The organism is Promicromonospora sp. NFX87, from assembly GCF_048564965.1.
Taxonomy (GTDB): domain Bacteria; phylum Actinomycetota; class Actinomycetes; order Actinomycetales; family Cellulomonadaceae; genus Promicromonospora.
In genome coordinates this window covers 6371109-6384561 of record NZ_CP183413.1, presented here as the reverse complement: position 1 = coordinate 6384561, position 13453 = coordinate 6371109, and the positions used below count along the sequence as shown (strand labels likewise).

The window sequence follows — 13453 nt, the reverse complement described above, 5'->3', positions numbered from 1 at the left end:
GGGGGGCTCCTGCCCCCCTGTCACCAGATATCGGAGTGCAGCGGGACCGGCCAGGCGTCCGGCGCGTTGGCCCGGTTGCGCCGCTTCGAGCGCCGGCGCTTGTTGCAGTCGGCGCAGATCACGCGAGCGTTCTCGACGGTGTCCTGGCCGCCATCCTCGACCGGCACGATGTGGTCGACCTCGGCGCGGCGAGGGTTGTAGTGCTCGAGGCTGCGAGGCACGTAGTGCAACGGGAGCTGACACAGCGGGCACGACGTGATCCCGAGGTGCATCGCCTCCGCGATCACCGTGCGCTGCACGCGCTTCCAGTTCGCGGTGCCCGTGCGCGAGGTGACCATCGGCACCTCCCGGGCATGCGAGAGGCCCGGCGGCGATCACTCGCCATCCGGGCCTGTCGCTGGAAAAGATCCAGCAGAGCACACGTTATCCGGTACACCTCGGCGTGCGCAACACGCCGCGTGCGACGTCGCTCACGTCGTCGCCCACGTCGGGTCGAAGTCGGGGTGCTCGGCGTGCGGCTGGAGCAACGCGAGCGTGGTCGGGCACGGATACTCCATCTGCTCGCAGTAGCCCCGCTCGTCATGCAACGCGACGCACGACGAGCACCGGCCATCGTTGATGGGGTGGGCACCGATCTCGTGGGTGTCCTCCGCCGTGGCCGGCCGGTGCTGCTCGACGATCGCCTGCTTGGCGGTGACGTCGGCGAGCACACGGCCCAGCGTCAGCGTCCACTTGTGGACGCGGGCGAGCGGCTCGTCGGGGGTGGGGGACGGCGTGCCGTCGTGCGTCCATCCGGGCGTCAGGAGCTTGACGAGCGCGTCCGTTTCCTCGTCGTGGCGAGCGGTCAGGAACTCGGTGGGGCTCATGCGTCCGGTCCTTTCACGGGCACCTCGTCGGCGGCCTGCCACTGCCCCAGCGACCCGGACTGCCTCATCTCCTCGTGCCGGATCCGACCCGAGCGCACCGCCCGCATGAGGCCGTCCTGCGCCCTGTCGAGCGCTGCCCGCTCGAGCTCGTACACCGAGGGCAGTCGCGGGCGCTTCGTGATGCGCTCGACGAGATCCCGGTACCGCTCGGGCATCTCCGGCTCGGGCAGCACCATGAGCGGGCCAGGCTGCCAGTTGGCGAGGAGGGCGGCCTCGTCGACCGCGATGCCGGTCACGATGCGGGGCCTGTAGAAGCGCCACGGGTTGGGCTTGATCGTGCCGAAGTTGTCGATGATCACGCTGCTGTCGGTCCTTCCACTAGTCGGTTGCCATGGCGTGTGAGCGCGAGCTCCCACGCCAGGGGGAACGGGTACAGGCCACTGCTGGCCTTCGGCGGTACGAACGGGAAGCCCAGCCACTCGGCGTGCCACTGCGCGTCGTCGATGTGCTCAGGCAGGCGCGGCAGCTTGCCCCGGATCGACCTGGACCAGGTGCGCACTGTGTCGTAGGGCACCTCGACGCCGGCGACCTTGAGCGCGCTCGTGAGCTCGGACAGCGTCATCAGGCGATCGGACATCGCCCAGGCCGCGTGCTCGGCCTGCCCCTGCCTGGTGACGTCCGCACCGCACCCGCGGCACGTGCCGACCTCCCGACCGGGCGAGAGGTACACGTCGGCGTCACACAGCAGGGTGGGGCACGGTCCGAGCCAGTCGGGGCGCACCTTGGTCCCCAGGGACTGCTCGGTGCGCTCTCGCAGGTCCTTCGCGGTGTCCCAGAGCTCGACGGCCGTCCGGGCGTCGGTCGCGAGCCTGTGACCCTCGTACGCGGCCTGCCGGAGCTTGCCCGGCGTCGTCGACGCGGTGACGAGCACGTCGACGTCGAGAAGGGCGCGCTCGAGGAACTCGGCGTGCCGGCGGATGTCCTTGAGCAGGTCCGCGACCGTGATGTCGTACGGCAGCGGCACCTCGCCGTCGCCGCCAGGCATCCCGGTGAGCGCACCGCCGCCGCCGGTGGCCAGGCACGCCGTGAGGTCGGGCAGGTGGTCCGCGACGGCCAGCAGGTCGTCACGGGCACCCATCACGGCGAGCTGGTCCAGGCCGTCGTGCACGGGCACTGGCGCCATGGTGGGACGGGTCTTACGTCGGCTCACGATGCGGCCCCCAGTTCCTCGAGCTCGGCTTCCATCTGTGCTTCTACCCACTCCCCGTGGGCCAGGCGGGCACGGCCGCAGGGTGCGCATGGGTGGTCGGTTCCGTCGGGGTGCCTCTTGCAGAACGGTGACGGCTTGGGCGTACCCATGAGGCGTGATCGAGTGCCCTGCGGGGCCTCGCCCGCTCCCACTCTCAGCTCCCCCTCTCCCCCTCCCACTCCCTCGCTCTTCTCTCTCTCCACTACCGCGAGAGTCTGTATAGAGGTATCGGGACCCGACCGAGCGGCACTCGGTGGCGGCGGTACGCGCGAAAAATCCTCCTGTGACCGGTTGTCCACCGACGGCCACTCCACGAGCTGGAAGTACGTGCGGCCGCCGACGACGTACAGGCGGATGTACCCCGCGTCCTCGAGAGCGACCAGGTGCTCCTCGACCTGCTCCTCGCCGACCGCCTGCGTCAACGGCCACACCTGCGCCTTGACCATCGTCGGATTGGCGGTCTGTCTGCCCTGATCGTTCGCGAAGAAGCGCAGTCCCAGCCCCGTCAACCGCACCTCGGCCGGCAACTCCAACAGCACCTCGTCGGCGAACATCGACGGAGGTATCTTCCGCAGCCTGCTGGTCACGGCCATAGCGCGCGAACCCCCTAAAGATCGTCCTCAACATTGCCTCGAACGTCTCCGCGGTCACGCGGAAGCATTCGGTCCACCCACGGCCTGCCGGCGCTAGCACGGCGACAGCCTCGCCCTCGTTCGCGAAGGCGCGCTCGTAGCCCGCCGTGGCGAGCTCCTTGAGCGCGTACTGCTCCCACCCGCGGGGCGTGTCGCGATGCGCGATCACGACCCGCCCGCCGGTGGCGTGAAGGTTGCGCAGGCGCGAGGCCTTCCACGCCCGTCCGACCTTCACGATGCCGAGCTCGTCCCACACGACCACGTACGTGATCGCCAGCTCGGGGATGTGCACAGGACCCACTCAGGCCTCCTTGCCGACGCTGACGACGGTCAGAGGGCCGGAGGTGGCCAGAGTGGAGCTCGTGCAGTCGACGAAGGCGTTGGGGCGCACCCAGCCGACGTCGAGGCGCCGCGCCCACTCGTCGCCGCGCGGGTCGAAGACGACGGTCTGCTCAGGTGCCGCCTCCAGCCACTCCTCCACGGCGCCCTCGGCGTCGTCGACGACGTCGCCCGGCTTGAACGGCCACGGCACGCTCGGCGCGGTGAGGACGACGTCGGGCAGCACCAGGTCGACCTCGAGCTCGACCCACTCGCCGTCGACGAGGCGCTGCACCTTGACGACCTTGCTCAGGCGCGGGTAGACCCTTTCGCCGAGCCAGGTCCGCGCGAGGCTGGTACCTCGGGTGTTGTCGACCACCTGGTTCAGGAACGCGTACAGCACGTCGTCGCGCAGGCGCTCGGCGCCGGCCTCGCCCTCGTAGTACCGGACCTCGCCCCCCGACGAGCTGGCGCTGCCCTCGCGGACGAACTGGGCGCGGTGGATCTCGACTGTCATGCTGCGGCCTCTCGCATCGGGGTGGTCAGGGTGCCGATCAGGTCGACCCACCACGTGTCGCCGGCGGCGAGCTCGGCGGGTTCGAGGTGCTGGGGCAGGAGGACGCCGGCGAAGTCCTCGCCGACCCGGAACGTGAAGCCCTTGCCCCCGGCGCCGTGCCGGGGCTCGACGAGCAGGTGCTCGCCGTCGTAGACCTTCGAGCTGGCGATGAACCGGGCGAGGTAACCCGGGTTCACGCCGACGCGCTTGGTGTACGACGGCGCCGAGCGCAGGTGCACGGCCGTGACCTCGGTGACGTTCGGGTAGTACTCAGGCTCGCCGAGCCGGGGCACCTCGAGGCGCCGGTTGTCGGCCAGGTCCGACTCCTCGGTCACGGTCACCTGGTCCGTCGTGGCGACGACACGGAACGACTCGGTCTCCCACACCGAGCGCTGGTCCTTGTCCTTCGGCGGCGTGAACACCGCCAGGAGCTCCTTGGCGGTGCGGGGCTCAATGTCGATGCACGGCAGGTCGGACAGCGCGTAGACCTCGTGCACCGCGACGCGGGCGATGCCGGTCGAGTAGCCGTCCGTGGCGATCGCGAACAGGTGCTCGTCCGAGTGCATCAGGAGGCGCACCCGACCGAGGGCCAGGTTCTTCCCCACGTGCGGCAGGACCGCCGCGAGCGCCTTGCGCAGGGACGCGCGGCCGAGGCCGATGTCGGTGGTAGTCACTCGTCGTCACCGGACCCGTCCTGGCACTCCACGCAGGTGGTGTGCGAGTCGCCCTCGTCGGGGATGTGGTCGCGGCCGCAGTTGGGGCACGTGACCTCGTCGGCCTCGCCAACCTCGTCGGTGCGGTACTCGCACTGGCTTCGGGCCTGGCACTCGCCGGTCGTCTCGCACGCCTCGCCGCCGCACAGCTCGTGAACGGGCACGGGGGCTGGCGGGCAGTGCACGCCGCCGCAGACGCTGCCGTCGACGCAGGGCGCGCGGTGACCGAGCACGGGCACGTCGGGGATGGCGGGGATGGCGGGGATGGTGAGCGTGTCGCCCGGCTCGATCGTGATGGTGATCTGCTCCCGCTCGCCGAGGGCACGGAAGTCCGCGGCAGTCAGGTAGATCAGGGGCAGGGCGATAGCGCCCTCCGGCGCGTCGTCGTCCGGGCGCGCGTAGAGGGCGGACATGCCGGCGAGCGCCGACGCGTGTCCGGACACCAGGTCGAGCACCACGCAGCGCTTGGTCAGGGGGGTGACGGGGGTCTGGTCAGTGGTCATGGTGTGCCCTTGGTCGGCTTGCGGAGGATGGTTTCGTTCAGTGGTCGGCTTCATGCGCGGATTCCCGTGGCGATCGCGAGCGCCGCGGCGCCGGGCAGCACCACGAGGACGGCGCCGAGGAGGATCACGAGCAGACCGGGGTCGGCCTCGCCGCTGTCGTCGCCTCGGATCGCGGCATCGATCACGCCAGCAGCCCACGCACCGATCCGCTCGGCCTGGTCGCGGCGCGACTCGCCCGGGCGGCGCATCACCAGGGTGTGGACGTCCTGGCCGTCCAGGTCGTCAGCGACGGATCGCGCCATCGCCCCGACGTCGAGCGACCCGAGGGCGGCACGGGCGAGGTCGGTCATCGTGGCGCCGAGCGGGAAGGTGCCGATCGCACCGAACGGCTTCGGGTCGAACGTCGGGTGCGCCTTGATCTCGGCCTCGATGGCCTCAGCTGCTCGCCGAACAGATTCGGGCACGGGGGCGCTCATCGGCTCACGTCCCCGTCGAGCAGGCGGACCAGGTCGTGGGCCTGGTCGGCGGCCTCGAGGACGAGTGCCGGCAGCGCGACCTCGGCCAGGGTGTGGCCCGCGGCGGTGTCGACCTCGGTCGCCTTCGCGAACAGCGCGTGCCATGCCGCGAGGAGCTCGAGGATCTCCTCCGGCAGCGGGCCGGGCAGCGTGGACACCACAGCAGCCTGGCGAGCCTGCTCGCCGAGGCCCTCCAGCGCCTCGGCGAGCTCGACCGCGACCCTGTTTGCCTCGACGCGCGCCTGGTTGCGCTGCTCCTCGGTGGTGAGCAGCACGGCGCGGACGGTCTCGGCGTCGTGCTGGGCCTCCGCGAGCTCGGCCTGCAGGGCGGAGTACGCGACGCCGAGACGGTCGAGCTGGCGGCGCAGGTCGACCTCGGTCACGGTGGCCGATTCTTCGACCGGCGCGCCGTCGTCCTGGTCGGCGTCGGGCCCGGCGAAGGCTGCGTCGATCTCGGCGGCGATCTCGTCGTCGGTCGGCTCCGTGCGCACGGGCGCGGTCCCGGGGACGCCGTCGGCCGCGATGTACGCGTCGACGACGCCACGCGGGACCATCCCCATCGACGCGACCCGCAGCCCGCGGGTCTTGGCCCACGCGCGGATCACGCTCGGGTTCATGTCCAGGCTCGGGGCCGTGTCCAGATCGGTTGCCATGCTCTCCTCCTCCTCGTTCTCCTCGAGCAGGGCGCGCGCCTTGTCGAAGTCGTTCAGGTCCAGCAGGTGGGCTGACTCGCCGGCCAGCTGGTCGGGCATGAGCCCGAACGCCCGCAGCGCCTCGAGCGCCTCGGTCACACCCGAGGCCGCCCCCGCTGTGACACGGCGTGCGTGCCACAGCGGGGGCGTAGCCAGGTCGGTCACGGTGGTCACGGTGGTCACGTCGGCCCCTGGTCACGGGGCGCCTGTGACCGGCGGCCGCGCAGCGCCCGGGCCTGCGCCTGGCGGCAGGCCTGGCTGCAGGTGTCGGCCTGCGAGTCCTCGGGCAGCAGCTGCTCGCAGTCCGGGGCCGTGCACCGCCACGGGTCGGCGGCGTGCTCCGCCTCGACCTCGCGCAGCCGGGACAGCAGCGCGTCGGTGGTCACACCCTGAGCGGCGGCCACGTCCTCGGCGTACAGGCGGTCGTCAGCGCGGGGTGTGACCCGAGATGTGACCATCTCGGGGTCGGGTGTGACCTCGTCGCTGGTCACGGTGTGACCGCCTCGGCGTCACGCTCGGCGGCGCGCTTCGCCTCGGTCTCGCGGTACTTGGTCACAGCGTCGTCCCACGCCTGCAGGTACTCGCGCTCGACCGGCGCGAGCCCGTAGCCCCACGTCTCCAGCTGGCGCAGGTGCTGCACCGCGACCGGGGCACCGCCGGCCATGCTGTAGTTGCCCGCGTAGTGGTGCGAGCGCCAGAACGTACGGGGCAGGGTCGACTCACCGATGGCCAGCACGCGACGCAGCAGGGACCGCTCTGCGGCCACGCGGGACGATCCGGGGGGCGGCAGCGTCTTGCCGCGCTCCCACTCGTCCAGGAGCGTCCTGGCCTCGTAGTCGAGGCCCGTGCTGGACTGTGCCACCACGGCAGCGACGTGCTGGACGGTGCCGTCGCGAACCTTCGTCATCCGGCCCTTCGGGTCCCGTTCCCACAGCAGGTGGTCGGAGATGAACCGCCGGCGCACCTCCTGCGCGGCATCCGCGGCGGCGTTCTGCTTGAGCGTGTTCTTCCGCTCGGCCGACTTCTCCGCGGGGTCCGCCTGCGGACGGTCGTACCGCTTGTGATGTCCGGCGGCCTCCCAGTCCATGCACCGCTCGCCGACGGTGACCTCCACCTCTCCACCACCCCAACGCGCGGACACGTGGACGGCCCGGTACGGGCAAGTGGCGTGCTCCTCGACGGTCAGCGCGGACGGCGTCGACGAGACGGTGGCAGGTGTTGCCGACAGGTCCCACAGCGACCCGCCGGCGTCGTCGACGTCGACGCGCACGCCTGAGGCCTCCAGCTCGGCGATGCGCTCGGCCCTCGCCACCTTCACCGCCCGGTTCTGCCGGGCCCACGCCAGCTCGTGATCCAGGGACTCGGGCTCCTCGGACGCCGTCTCGGAGAGGTCGGCGAACACGTCCTCGTCGTCGGCGAACTCGGCCAGCTTCGCCGCGGCGAGCAGGTCCATGGCTGGCGCAGCAGCGAGCGCCTCCAGGACCTTGGGTGCCTCGGCCACGACCAGGGCGGCGTCGACCTCCTCACGGGACGTGCCGAGCCGCTTCGCGATCGCCGCCGGGGACCGGCCGAACAGCGACAGCTGCCTGGTGGCCTCCGCCCGCTCCCCCGCGGTCAGGGGCGCGCGGTGCTCGTTGAGGATCCACTGGTTGGTGATCCGGTCGCCGTCGTCGCCGATGTCCGACACGACGATCACGGGTGCCGTCGCCTTGCCGGTCTGCAGCGCGGCGAGGTAGCGGCGCTGCCCGTCGACGATGAGCAGCTGGCCGAGCGGGTCCTGGCGCGCCTCCAGCGGGACCAGGACACCGTTCTCCTCGATCGACGCGACGAACACGTCGTCGAGCTGGGTGTTGGCGCGGATGTTGTCGTCCAGCACCAGGTCGCCCAGGGGGACCTCCATCAGGGTGCCTGCGGGCACGTGCTCGGTAGTGGTGGTCATGCGTCATACCTCCGTGAGATGGGTCAGGGTGTCGTCGCCCGCCACGAGCGCCGCGACGTCGAGGACAGTGCGGGTGCGGCGCGTGGCCGGCGTGGGCGTGGTGGCCGGGCGGGCGTCCGAGCGGCACGCGCGGCAGGTGTCGGTGTGCGGCTCGTCGGCGTGGTCGCCGACCTTGTGGTCGGCCGCGCAGCTGGGGCACGGGTTGGTCTGGCCGTGGTCGGCACAGTGGGTGCGGTTCTTCACCGTCAGATCACCGCCTCGAGCATCGCGACGACGTCGGGGAGCTCGGAGGTGCGGCGGCTGCGCGAGATCTCGCGCAGCCGGTCGCACGCGTGGGCGATGACGGCCTCCGTGGCGCCGCGGTGGGCGTCCGCCTTCGTCAGGGGCACGATCACCGGGAGCCGGCCCGTGACGGGCACGGCGGCCACCTCGACGGCCGCGAGGACGGTACGCAGCTCCTCCTCCAGGACGTCGCGATCGGCGCGGGCGGCGCGCTCCTGGTCGGCGGCAGCGATCTCGGCGGCGGTCGGCCAGGCGTCCGTGTCGTACGCGGTCGGCGGGACGTCGACCTCAGGCAGCAGCAGCGGGTTCACGGGTGCTCTCCTTCGGGCTGGTGTAGCGGGTGGCGGATCGATGCGTAGTGCGGCGGGAGCGCGAGGTCGAGCACCTCGGCCGGCGTCGGGTTGGTCGGTCGCTGGTCGCAGCTGTGCTCGTGCGCGTCCTGCTGGGCCGTGGTGTTGAACCACGCGTTGCAGAACGGGCACGTGCGGGCCTGGCGCGGCCCGTGGCTGTCGAGGTGGTCCCAGCCGGAGCGGCCCGGCTCGGGGTCGAGGGCGGCCGACCGGCGCATCGGGCGCATGAGCTCCTGCACCACGAGGGTGACCAGGTCCCGGATCATGCGGCGGCCTGCTCGGGCAGCATGCCCAGGCGGACACGGCGAGCGCGGATGAGGTCGACGAGCTCCTCGAAGGACGGGCCGCCGGCGTGCATCGCGCGGCGGGCCGCCTCCTCGATGGGCAGCGAGTCGCTGACGCGCAGGCCCTCGACGATCGAACGGGCGGCGCCCGCGAGCGCCTCAGCGCGGGTCCTGGTCATCAGCGGTGCCCTCCCTTGAGGGTGTGGACGATGTAGCGGCCGACGGCGAGCGCGAGGAGCGCGGCCGCGAGCCAGAGCAGGACGTGGGGCACGAGCTCGGCGGCGGTCATGCCGGCACCGCCGCGACGGTCGGGGCCGGGCCCGGAGCGGGCGTCGGCTCGGTGCCCGACGGCGCCACGAACGCGTATGCCGCGAGCGCCACCAGGAGGCCGACGACGGCGCCAGCCGCGAGCGCTGCGGCCCGCACGGCGCGGCTCACTGACGCTCCGGTGCGCAATTGGCAACGACGGCGTCCGTGACGGCGTGGGCGGTCGCGAGGTCGAGCCGCCTCTGCTGCTCGGCGCGCATTGCGGTGTCGAGGACCTTGCCGGACCGGAGGATCGCGTCGCGGTCCGCGGAGAGCGTGACCTCGGCGAGGTCGGCCGCGGCGTGCTGCACGTTCTCTCCCGCCTCGGCCAGGTACTCGACGGCGGCGCGCTCGGCCTGCAGCTCGGCCTCGATCTCGCGGCACGCCGGCGCGGCGGCCAGCGTCCGGATCTCGGTTTCGGTCGTGGGCTTGTCGAGGTAGAACCCGAGGCCGACACCGCCGCCGCCGAGGGCCGCGATGCCCACGACGCACAGCGCGATCTGGCCGAGCAGGGCGGGCGCCGGCGGGCGCTCGAACCGGAGCCGCATCAGAGCCACCCCATCCCGCGGGCGACGGGACCGACGACCACAGCGGCCGAAGCCACGCCCAGCAGGGTGCCGGTCACCACCTCGAGGGCGGCCCTGCGGGCAACCTCGGCGACCTGCCAGAGACGGAGCGGGATGCCTCGACGCTGACGAGGCAGGAGCTCCTGCAGCGGGCGGGTGACGAGGGGCTGACCGCCACGGGCCAGACGCTCGAGGTAGTGCTTGTGCATCCGGTCGGCCGAGGGCTGGGACCGTGGGGGTCGGTGGGTGAGGCTCATCGGTTCGTCGCCTTCCGGTAGTCGCGCGCGGCGGCGCGCAGCTCGTCCTGGGCGTCCGTGTGGGTCCACGGCACGTCGTGCTCGGAGGCCTCCCACGCGAGGGCCGCCTGGATCAGGCGGGCCTCGGCGTGGGCCTGGTCCAGCTGAACCAGCGCCGGCAGGGGCTCCGGCTCGGGTGCGGGTGCGGGCTCGGGTGCGGGCTCGGGTGCGGGCTCGAGGAGCTCGATCTCGTCGCCGATGGTTCCCAGGGACTGGCGCATCGGGTCGTCGAGAGTGGCGAGGTCGTCCTTGAGCACGAAGAAACCGACGCACTCGTCGCCGTCGAACACGTAGGCGCGTGCCGTGATGCGGTAGCCGCTCGAGGAGGTGTAGGCCGGAGCGACTTCCCGGATCGTGCCCTCGTAGCGGTGCGGGTCGCGGTCGTCGCCGAAGTGCGCGGCCCCGCGGACGACGTCGCCGACCTGCCAGACGCGGGCGCTCATCAGTAGAGCCCCGATCCGCACTCGCCGCGGCGAGCGCGGGCGGCGGCAGCGTCGGCGTCCGCCTGGCGGGCCCGCTCGACCTGGGCCTGGTGCTCGGCCTCGGTCGGCACCGGGCCCTCCTCGACGCCGCCCCGGGCGTGGTCGCGGCCGGTCACTTACCGGCCTCGGGCTCGTCGAAGTAGATGGCGCCCAGGAACGCCTTGCGGGCGTCGGCGGCCAGGCGGTCAGCGGCGGACGGCCGCAGGGTCAGCGGCGCGCTGCTCGGCTCGACCCTCTCGGGCTCGTACTTGCCATTCGGTGTGGTCCCCATGGGACACTTCCCTTCGGTGGGGCCCCGCATATGCGTTCTGAGCGCGCGGGGCCTCGCTCTTTGCCCGGATACCGTCCGAGCGTCGGTGTGAGGCGGAGGCGTGAAGCCGTTCAGCGCATATGCGCTACGCAGCGGTACGCGAAAGCCCGGGCGAGGAGCTTGCCGAGGCCTCCGTGGGCATGTCGGGGATCGTCGACGGGAAGAAGACCGACACGTCGATGCGGAACGCGCGGGCGATCAGGAAGAGCTCGGGGGCGCTGAACGGCTGCGCGCCCCGCTCGCGCTCGGAGTAGGCCGGCTGCGAGACGCCGAGGATCCGCGCCACCGCGTCCTGCTTCTCGCCGCGGCGCACCCGCTCCGCTCGGACGTTCTGGCCGATAGGGACGTTCACGCCGCGGATGGCGGGGGTGGTGATGTGCTCCATGTTCAGGAACGTAGCGCATATGCGCTAGGAGGTCAACCGATCCCGCATCGGGCTAGCGCATATGCGATCCGGGCTCTACCGTGTTGACCCATGGACAAACAGTCGGAAGACCTCAACGCGCGGCTGAGTCTCGCCGCGTCGGAGTACATGAAGGAACACGGCGTCACCCAGCCGCAGGTCGCGACCGTCCTTGGCCGCACCCAGAACTACGTGAGCGGCCGGCTCATCGGCCGGCACCACATCTCGGCGGACATCATCATGGGCATCGCCGCCGTGGCCCAGGTCCCGCCGGACTGGCTCATCCAGGAACTCACGCGGCGAGCAGCGCAGAAGGCAGCTGCGGGCACGGAGACTCCAATGTCTCCGGATCCGGCCGGTGCAGCCGGTTAAGCCGGCACGCGAACACCGGGCACGAGCGTGGACAGGTTGGAAGGGTGAGGCTCTCTACGCCCCCTGTGTGTGACATACCACCCATCCTGCAATAGTGAAAATGGTTGCCTGCGGCGATTGCCCCTGTTTATCCGTTTAATGTCCCCCGGGTGAATTGTCGTTTCAAATGATGAAATCGCCCTATCTACATGCGCGTTCATGTAACAGCGGTGTCATTTGCGCCTGACCAGGAGGAATACCGGTGCCGACCCCACCAACAGAGCACGACCGGCCGCGCCGCGGCGTCGCGATAATCCGTGTCTCGAAACTGGGCGCACGCGGCGACAACCTGCTGAGCCCTGATCTGCAGCAGGCCTCGATCGAAAGCCACTGCGCCCGTGCGGGAATCGAGATCGTCGACACGATCGAAGCGATCGACGAATCCGGGTCCCGCCGCAAGTCGGCATGGTGGCCACGACTCGACGCGCAGATTGAACGTGTCGAATCCGGCGAGCTCGACACCATCGTCGCGTGGGAGTACTCCCGCCACGCACGCAACCGGGTGCGGTGGGCCGTCGCGCTCGACCGTGTCGAGAGCGCGGGCGGCTACCTCGAGTCGGCGACCGAGCACCCCGACGTGACGACGGCGTCCGGGCGATTCCACCGCGGCGTCCTCGCCGAGATGCACGCCTACAAGGCCGAGCTGATGGGCGAGAGCTGGAAGAGCGTGCAGACCAACCGGGTCGCGCGCGGTCTGCCGGCGAACGGCAAACCACGGTTCGGATACACCTACGACACAGAACGCCGGCTGCACGTCCCCGACCCCGTCACCGGGCCCATGCTCGCCGACGCCTACACCAGGTTCGCCGCCGGCGAGAGCTTCTACACCCTGATCGGGTGGCTCAACGCCTCGGGCGTCCGGCCGGCCGCCGGCTACGGCGTCAGGACGTCCGCGGCGCTGTGGAGCGACCGCACGATCCGCCGCATGATGGACAGCGGATTCGCCGCCGGCCTGCTGTCCGTGCACGATCCAGCATGTCGGCACCGGCCGGACCGGACGTGTGAGCGTCGCGTCCACGTCCCCGGCGTCCACGAACCCCTCATCGACTCGGACTTGTGGGACGAGTACCAGACGCAGCGAGCGGCCCGCCGGCGCACACGCACCACCGAGCGCAGTGCGTACCTGCTGTCCGGTCTACTGCGCTGCGTCGCACCCCTGCCTGACGGCGGGACCTGTGGCGGCCCCATGGGCGGCAGCCTCTCCGGCAGCAACACACCGGGCGGCAAGGGACGGCCCCGCTACATGTGCAACCGCCGCGTCAGCTCCCAGGCGCACGCCGGCGGGACGGTCTCAATCGACAAGGTCGAGACCTTCGTCATGGCCTGGTTGCACGAGCTCGCCGACGACCTCGAGCCCGCACTCGCGCGAGCGGAAGCCGCGAGCGCCAAGCGTGCGGTCGACATGGGCCGCGTCGAGCGCCAGGTGGAGACGGCGAAGGCGAAGCTAGTGTCCGCGACGCGGTCCTACCTCGAGGGGCAGGTGCCCGAGATGGCATGGCCGGAACTGCGGGCCGAGCTCGAGGAGACCGTGCGCAATCTCGAGGCGCAGCACGCGGCACTGCGCGCGGCCGCGCGTCGGCCAGTGCCGGAGGCGATCGCCGCGGCCGCCCTGGTCGACTGGGGGGCCATGCCGATCGAGCACAAGCGTGGGACGCTGCGGCAGCTGATCAAGCGTGTGGAGGTCGAGCCCGGTCGGGTGGAGCGGGTCGACGGCAAGTGGGCGCCGCGCATCCGCGTGGTGCCGAGCTGGGAAGACGACGAAACATCTACCGAAGGGTGA

25 protein-coding genes are annotated in these 13453 nt (G+C 71.5%); 2 read left to right on the top strand and 23 right to left on the bottom strand.

Going from position 1 to position 13453, the window contains the following annotated elements; translation table 11 throughout:
* Window positions 1-20: 20 nt before the first annotated feature.
* The 23 genes from ACNYC2_RS28605 to ACNYC2_RS28495 form a co-directional block, all read right to left on the bottom strand.
* Complete coding sequence (locus ACNYC2_RS28605) at window positions 21-338, bottom strand: HNH endonuclease (protein ID WP_419704974.1); 318 nt, start codon at window positions 336-338, stop codon at window positions 21-23.
* A gap of 132 nt (window positions 339-470) precedes the next feature.
* Window positions 471-866 (bottom strand): DUF6221 family protein, encoded by a 396-nt coding sequence (locus tag ACNYC2_RS28600; protein WP_419704973.1) that lies wholly within the window; start codon window positions 864-866, stop codon window positions 471-473.
* Window positions 863-1225: a hypothetical protein gene (locus tag ACNYC2_RS28595; protein ID WP_419704972.1), complete on the bottom strand. Its 363-nt coding sequence runs from the start codon at window positions 1223-1225 to the stop codon at window positions 863-865. The genes ACNYC2_RS28600 and ACNYC2_RS28595 overlap by 4 nt, the downstream gene beginning before the upstream one ends.
* Window positions 1222-2040 (bottom strand): hypothetical protein, encoded by an 819-nt coding sequence (locus ACNYC2_RS28590; protein WP_419704971.1) that lies wholly within the window; start codon window positions 2038-2040, stop codon window positions 1222-1224. The genes ACNYC2_RS28595 and ACNYC2_RS28590 overlap by 4 nt, the downstream gene beginning before the upstream one ends.
* 32 nt (window positions 2041-2072) lie before the next feature.
* Window positions 2073-2708, bottom strand: coding sequence for a hypothetical protein (locus ACNYC2_RS28585; RefSeq protein WP_419704970.1), 636 nt, complete (start codon window positions 2706-2708; stop codon window positions 2073-2075).
* Window positions 2709-3048: 340 nt separating this feature from the next.
* Entirely contained in the window at window positions 3049-3582 is a 534-nt protein-coding gene (locus ACNYC2_RS28580) for a hypothetical protein (protein ID WP_419704969.1), read from the bottom strand.
* Window positions 3579-4295 carry a hypothetical protein gene (locus tag ACNYC2_RS28575; protein ID WP_419704968.1) on the bottom strand — a complete coding sequence of 239 codons (717 nt, stop codon included), beginning with the start codon at window positions 4293-4295 and terminating at the stop codon, window positions 3579-3581. The genes ACNYC2_RS28580 and ACNYC2_RS28575 overlap by 4 nt, the downstream gene beginning before the upstream one ends.
* Window positions 4292-4837 (bottom strand): hypothetical protein, encoded by a 546-nt coding sequence (locus ACNYC2_RS28570; RefSeq protein WP_419704967.1) that lies wholly within the window; start codon window positions 4835-4837, stop codon window positions 4292-4294. The genes ACNYC2_RS28575 and ACNYC2_RS28570 overlap by 4 nt, the downstream gene beginning before the upstream one ends.
* 50 nt (window positions 4838-4887) lie before the next feature.
* Window positions 4888-5301, bottom strand: coding sequence for a hypothetical protein (locus ACNYC2_RS28565; RefSeq protein ID WP_419704966.1), 414 nt, complete (start codon window positions 5299-5301; stop codon window positions 4888-4890).
* Window positions 5302-5309: 8 nt separating this feature from the next.
* Window positions 5310-6227, bottom strand: a complete 918-nt coding sequence (locus tag ACNYC2_RS28560) for a hypothetical protein (protein ID WP_419704965.1) — start codon at window positions 6225-6227, stop codon at window positions 5310-5312.
* The gene (locus ACNYC2_RS28555; RefSeq protein ID WP_419704964.1) at window positions 6224-6535 is read right to left on the bottom strand and encodes a hypothetical protein; all 312 of its coding nucleotides are present in this window, start codon (window positions 6533-6535) and stop codon (window positions 6224-6226) included. The genes ACNYC2_RS28560 and ACNYC2_RS28555 overlap by 4 nt, the downstream gene beginning before the upstream one ends.
* Window positions 6532-7983, bottom strand: coding sequence for a ParB/RepB/Spo0J family partition protein (locus tag ACNYC2_RS28550; protein ID WP_419704963.1), 1452 nt, complete (start codon window positions 7981-7983; stop codon window positions 6532-6534). Before ACNYC2_RS28550 ends, ACNYC2_RS28555 begins: the two co-directional genes overlap by 4 nt.
* Window positions 7984-7986: 3 nt before the next feature.
* Window positions 7987-8226, bottom strand: a complete 240-nt coding sequence (locus ACNYC2_RS28545) for a hypothetical protein (RefSeq protein ID WP_419704962.1) — start codon at window positions 8224-8226, stop codon at window positions 7987-7989.
* A gap of 2 nt (window positions 8227-8228) precedes the next feature.
* Window positions 8229-8576, bottom strand: a complete 348-nt coding sequence (locus ACNYC2_RS28540) for a hypothetical protein (RefSeq protein ID WP_419704961.1) — start codon at window positions 8574-8576, stop codon at window positions 8229-8231.
* Window positions 8573-8881, bottom strand: a complete 309-nt coding sequence (locus tag ACNYC2_RS28535; protein ID WP_419704960.1) for a hypothetical protein — start codon at window positions 8879-8881, stop codon at window positions 8573-8575. The genes ACNYC2_RS28540 and ACNYC2_RS28535 overlap by 4 nt, the downstream gene beginning before the upstream one ends.
* A complete protein-coding gene (locus tag ACNYC2_RS28530) occupies window positions 8878-9078 on the bottom strand; it encodes a hypothetical protein (protein WP_419704959.1) in 201 nt (66 codons plus the stop codon). Before ACNYC2_RS28530 ends, ACNYC2_RS28535 begins: the two co-directional genes overlap by 4 nt.
* 106 nt (window positions 9079-9184) lie before the next feature.
* Complete coding sequence (locus ACNYC2_RS28525; RefSeq protein ID WP_419704958.1) at window positions 9185-9337, bottom strand: hypothetical protein; 153 nt, start codon at window positions 9335-9337, stop codon at window positions 9185-9187.
* Window positions 9334-9753 (bottom strand): hypothetical protein, encoded by a 420-nt coding sequence (locus ACNYC2_RS28520; protein WP_419704957.1) that lies wholly within the window; start codon window positions 9751-9753, stop codon window positions 9334-9336. Before ACNYC2_RS28520 ends, ACNYC2_RS28525 begins: the two co-directional genes overlap by 4 nt.
* The gene (locus ACNYC2_RS28515; RefSeq protein WP_419704956.1) at window positions 9753-10028 is read right to left on the bottom strand and encodes a hypothetical protein; all 276 of its coding nucleotides are present in this window, start codon (window positions 10026-10028) and stop codon (window positions 9753-9755) included. Before ACNYC2_RS28515 ends, ACNYC2_RS28520 begins: the two co-directional genes overlap by 1 nt.
* Window positions 10025-10510: a hypothetical protein gene (locus ACNYC2_RS28510; protein WP_419704955.1), complete on the bottom strand. Its 486-nt coding sequence runs from the start codon at window positions 10508-10510 to the stop codon at window positions 10025-10027. The genes ACNYC2_RS28515 and ACNYC2_RS28510 overlap by 4 nt, the downstream gene beginning before the upstream one ends.
* Window positions 10510-10665, bottom strand: a complete 156-nt coding sequence (locus ACNYC2_RS28505) for a hypothetical protein (RefSeq protein WP_419704954.1) — start codon at window positions 10663-10665, stop codon at window positions 10510-10512. The genes ACNYC2_RS28510 and ACNYC2_RS28505 overlap by 1 nt, the downstream gene beginning before the upstream one ends.
* On the bottom strand, window positions 10662-10820 hold the full coding sequence (locus ACNYC2_RS28500) for a hypothetical protein (protein ID WP_419704953.1): 159 nt from the start codon (window positions 10818-10820) through the stop codon (window positions 10662-10664). The genes ACNYC2_RS28505 and ACNYC2_RS28500 overlap by 4 nt, the downstream gene beginning before the upstream one ends.
* Window positions 10821-10944: 124 nt before the next feature.
* Complete coding sequence (locus tag ACNYC2_RS28495; RefSeq protein WP_419704952.1) at window positions 10945-11244, bottom strand: helix-turn-helix domain-containing protein; 300 nt, start codon at window positions 11242-11244, stop codon at window positions 10945-10947.
* 90 nt (window positions 11245-11334) lie between these two features.
* Between ACNYC2_RS28495 and ACNYC2_RS28490 the strand changes: the two genes are divergently transcribed.
* Together ACNYC2_RS28490 and ACNYC2_RS28485 are read left to right on the top strand one after the other, a co-directional pair.
* The gene (locus tag ACNYC2_RS28490; protein ID WP_419704951.1) at window positions 11335-11634 is read left to right on the top strand and encodes a helix-turn-helix domain-containing protein; all 300 of its coding nucleotides are present in this window, start codon (window positions 11335-11337) and stop codon (window positions 11632-11634) included.
* A gap of 241 nt (window positions 11635-11875) precedes the next feature.
* Window positions 11876-13453 carry a recombinase family protein gene (locus ACNYC2_RS28485; protein WP_419704950.1) on the top strand — a complete coding sequence of 526 codons (1578 nt, stop codon included), beginning with the start codon at window positions 11876-11878 and terminating at the stop codon, window positions 13451-13453.

Coding starts and splice junctions, on each gene's coding strand:
- ACNYC2_RS28605 (WP_419704974.1), bottom strand. CDS start 338: ATGGTCACCTCGCGCACGGGCACCGCGAACTGGAAGCGCGTGCAGCGC.
- ACNYC2_RS28600 (WP_419704973.1), bottom strand. CDS start 866: ATGAGCCCCACCGAGTTCCTGACCGCTCGCCACGACGAGGAAACGGAC.
- ACNYC2_RS28585 (WP_419704970.1), bottom strand. CDS start 2,708: ATGGCCGTGACCAGCAGGCTGCGGAAGATACCTCCGTCGATGTTCGCC.
- ACNYC2_RS28580 (WP_419704969.1), bottom strand. CDS start 3,582: ATGACAGTCGAGATCCACCGCGCCCAGTTCGTCCGCGAGGGCAGCGCC.
- ACNYC2_RS28570 (WP_419704967.1), bottom strand. CDS start 4,837: ATGACCACTGACCAGACCCCCGTCACCCCCCTGACCAAGCGCTGCGTG.
- ACNYC2_RS28550 (WP_419704963.1), bottom strand. CDS start 7,983: ATGACCACCACTACCGAGCACGTGCCCGCAGGCACCCTGATGGAGGTC.
- ACNYC2_RS28535 (WP_419704960.1), bottom strand. CDS start 8,881: ATGATCCGGGACCTGGTCACCCTCGTGGTGCAGGAGCTCATGCGCCCG.
- ACNYC2_RS28530 (WP_419704959.1), bottom strand. CDS start 9,078: ATGACCAGGACCCGCGCTGAGGCGCTCGCGGGCGCCGCCCGTTCGATC.
- ACNYC2_RS28520 (WP_419704957.1), bottom strand. CDS start 9,753: ATGCGGCTCCGGTTCGAGCGCCCGCCGGCGCCCGCCCTGCTCGGCCAG.
- ACNYC2_RS28515 (WP_419704956.1), bottom strand. CDS start 10,028: ATGAGCCTCACCCACCGACCCCCACGGTCCCAGCCCTCGGCCGACCGG.
- ACNYC2_RS28510 (WP_419704955.1), bottom strand. CDS start 10,510: ATGAGCGCCCGCGTCTGGCAGGTCGGCGACGTCGTCCGCGGGGCCGCG.
- ACNYC2_RS28500 (WP_419704953.1), bottom strand. CDS start 10,820: ATGGGGACCACACCGAATGGCAAGTACGAGCCCGAGAGGGTCGAGCCG.
- ACNYC2_RS28495 (WP_419704952.1), bottom strand. CDS start 11,244: ATGGAGCACATCACCACCCCCGCCATCCGCGGCGTGAACGTCCCTATC.
- ACNYC2_RS28490 (WP_419704951.1), top strand. CDS start 11,335: ATGGACAAACAGTCGGAAGACCTCAACGCGCGGCTGAGTCTCGCCGCG.